The sequence below is a fragment of the Candidatus Collinsella stercoripullorum genome, from assembly GCF_027669965.1.
Classification (GTDB): Bacteria; Actinomycetota; Coriobacteriia; order Coriobacteriales; family Coriobacteriaceae; genus Collinsella; species Collinsella stercoripullorum.
Window position 1 is genome coordinate 1 of sequence record NZ_JAQECM010000092.1, and the last position, 2,577, is coordinate 2,577.

General features: G+C 74.8%; 2 protein-coding genes. Both read right to left on the minus strand.

The window, feature by feature from the left end; genetic code table 11:
* Positions 1–120: 120 nt before the first annotated feature.
* Positions 121–483, minus strand: a complete 363-nt coding sequence (locus PHA29_RS10415) for a hypothetical protein (RefSeq protein WP_270405898.1) — start codon at positions 481–483, stop codon at positions 121–123.
* A 93-nt stretch (positions 484–576) separates the two neighbouring features.
* A complete protein-coding gene (locus PHA29_RS10420) occupies positions 577–2,421 on the minus strand; it encodes an ABC-F family ATP-binding cassette domain-containing protein (protein WP_270849571.1) in 1,845 nt (614 codons plus the stop codon).
* Between the last annotated feature and the right edge of the window lie 156 nt (positions 2,422–2,577).

The following is a 2,577-nucleotide window of genomic DNA, read 5'->3' on the forward strand; positions in this document are numbered from 1 at the left end:
CGGGCGCCGCCGGGGCGCCGTGCCCGGCACGCGGGGCGCCGCAGCACCGCGGAACCTCCCCGGTGCCGCGCCGTCAGGGCGCAGCAGCGCCGCGGGAACCTCCCCGATGCCGGGCCGCCCCTAGAGGCGGCAGCGGTTCGCGAGCTCGGGGTACCCCCGCTCGACCGCGCGGTTGAACTGGCCGGCGTACACCCCGATCGCCATCACCCAGGCCGCCGCGAGGCAGACGGCGATAAGCGCCGTCACCGCGACGGCGGCGAAGGCGACCGCCGGCGTGGGGCCGGCCGCGTACGCGGTCATGCCCAGCAGCGCGGCATCCAGCGCGAAGGAGAGGACGGCCGCGCGGCGCCAGGCCCTCCTGCGCAGGCGCTGGGCGCGGTCGAGGGCGGCATGGAGCTCCAGGAGCTCCCCCGTCGAGAGCAGGCGGCAGCCGATCGTCTCGCGCTGCGCCCTGCTGAGCGTGTTCACATGGATGCCGAGCATCGTCGCCTCCCGTCTCGCCGGCCGCGCCCGCGGCCCGAAGCCCGCAGCCGGGTGCCCGCCCGCCGTCGCGGGGGGGGCACCCGCCCGCGCGCGTCACTCCCCCAGCTGCTCGCAGGCCTCGAGCCAGGCGGTCTCGAGCTCGTCCAGCTCCGCGCACGCGGCGTCGATCTCATGCTGGCTGGCCGTGAGCGCCGCGAAATCCGTGGGGTCGCCCCCCGCCATGGCGGCGCGGAGCTCATCGACCCTGGCGCGCCGGGACTCCATCTTGCGCTCGAGCGACGACACCTCGCGGCGCAGGCGCTGCCGCTCGGCGTTGGAGAGCCCCGCGTCGGCCTCCGGGCTCCCCGCCCCCGCCCGCTCGCGGCGCTCGCCGCCGGCCGCGGGCGACGAGGTGCCCCGTCCCCGCGCCTGCGCGCGCCCCTCGCCGACGAGCCGCAGGTACTCGTCCACGCCGCCGGGCACGTGCCGCAGCCGGCCGTCGACGAGCGCGTACTGCTGGTCGGTCACGCGCTCCATGAGGTAGCGGTCGTGCGTCACCAGGATGAGCGTCCCCGGCCATCCGTCGAGCAGGTCCTCCACGATGGCGAGCATGTCGGTGTCGAGGTCGTTGCCCGGCTCGTCCAGAATCAGGACGTTCGGCTCCTCCAGGATGGTGAGCAGCAGCGACAGCCGGCGGCGCTGGCCTCCGGAGAGGTCGCCTATGCGGCTCCAGAGCTGCTGCGTGGTGAAGCCGAGGCGCTCGAGCAGCTTCTCGGGGCTCGTCTCCTTGCCGTCCACCACGTAGACGCGCTTGTAGCGCGAGAGCACCTCGCGGATGGTCTCGTCGAGGTGCGGCGCGAGCTCGTCGAGCTGCTGGGAGAGCACGCCGAAGCGCACCGTCTGCCCGATCTTCACGCGGCCGCGCGCGGGCTCCAGGCGACCTTGGAGCACCGACAGCAGGGTCGACTTGCCGGCGCCGTTCTCCCCCAGCAGGCCGAAGCGGTCGCCCGCCCCGATGAGCCAGGTGGCGTCCTCCACGACCGGCCTGAACGAGCCGTCCGCGACGTCCCCGTAGCCCGCGGTGACGTCCAGCACATCGATCACCTGCTTGCCCAGGCGCGCGACGGCCAGCCGCTTGAGCTCGAGCTCGTTGCGCACGGGCGGCACGTCCGCGATCAGCGCGCGGGCCGCCTCGACGCGGAACTTGGGTTTGGTCGAGCGCGCCTGGGCGCCGCGGCTGAGCCAGGCGAGCTCCTTGCGCGCCATGTTTCGCCGGCGGTCCTCCGCCGCCGCGGCGAGGCGGTCGCGCTCGACGCGCTGCAGGATGTAGGCGGAGTAGCCGCCCTCGAACGGGTCGACCCTGCCGTCGTGGACCTCCCACATGGAGGTGCAGACCTCGTCGAGGAACCAGCGGTCGTGGGTCACCACGAGCAGCGCGCCCGCGCCGTCGGCCCAGCGCTCGCGCAGGTGCCGGGCGAGCCAGTCGATGGTCCGCATGTCCAGGTGGTTGGTCGGCTCGTCGAGCATGAGGACGTCGTAATCGCCGATGAGCAGGCGGGCGAGGTCCACGCGGCGGCGCTGGCCGCCCGAGAGCTCCCCCACGCGCCCCTCCCAGGGCACGTCGGAGATGAGGCCGTCGAGCACCTGGCGCACACGGGGGCGGGACGCCCACTCGTACTCCGGGGCGTCGCCCACCACGGCCTCGCGCACCGTGGCCCCGTCGCTCAGGGCGTCGCGCTGGCCGAGCAGCCCGACCGAGAGGTCGCGCCGGTGGGTGACGCGGCCGGAATCGGGCTCGAGCTCCCCGGCGAGCACCGACAGCAGGGTCGACTTCCCGTCGCCGTTGCGCCCCACGATACCGATGCGGTCCCCCTCGTCGACACCCAGGGTGACACCGCCGAAGACCTGCTTGGTCGGGAAATCGAGCCGCACCGAGTCGCAGCCCAGAAGAATCGCCATCGCGCACCGCCTTGCATCCGTCGCGTTCTCACAGCCTCCCATCCTAGCACGGCGGCCGACCGCGCCGTGCGCCGGCTCCGTCAGATGCGGCGGCAGGACCGCGCCGTGCGCCGGCTTCGCCGGACCGCGCCGCCCGCGGGCGCCGGCAGCCCGGTC

Bases quoted from the DNA above. Each gene is read 5' to 3' on its own strand.
- PHA29_RS10415 (WP_270405898.1), bottom strand. From the start codon at position 483: ATGCTCGGCATCCATGTGAACACGCTCAGCAGGGCGCAGCGCGAGACG.
- PHA29_RS10420 (WP_270849571.1), bottom strand. From the start codon at position 2,421: ATGGCGATTCTTCTGGGCTGCGACTCGGTGCGGCTCGATTTCCCGACC.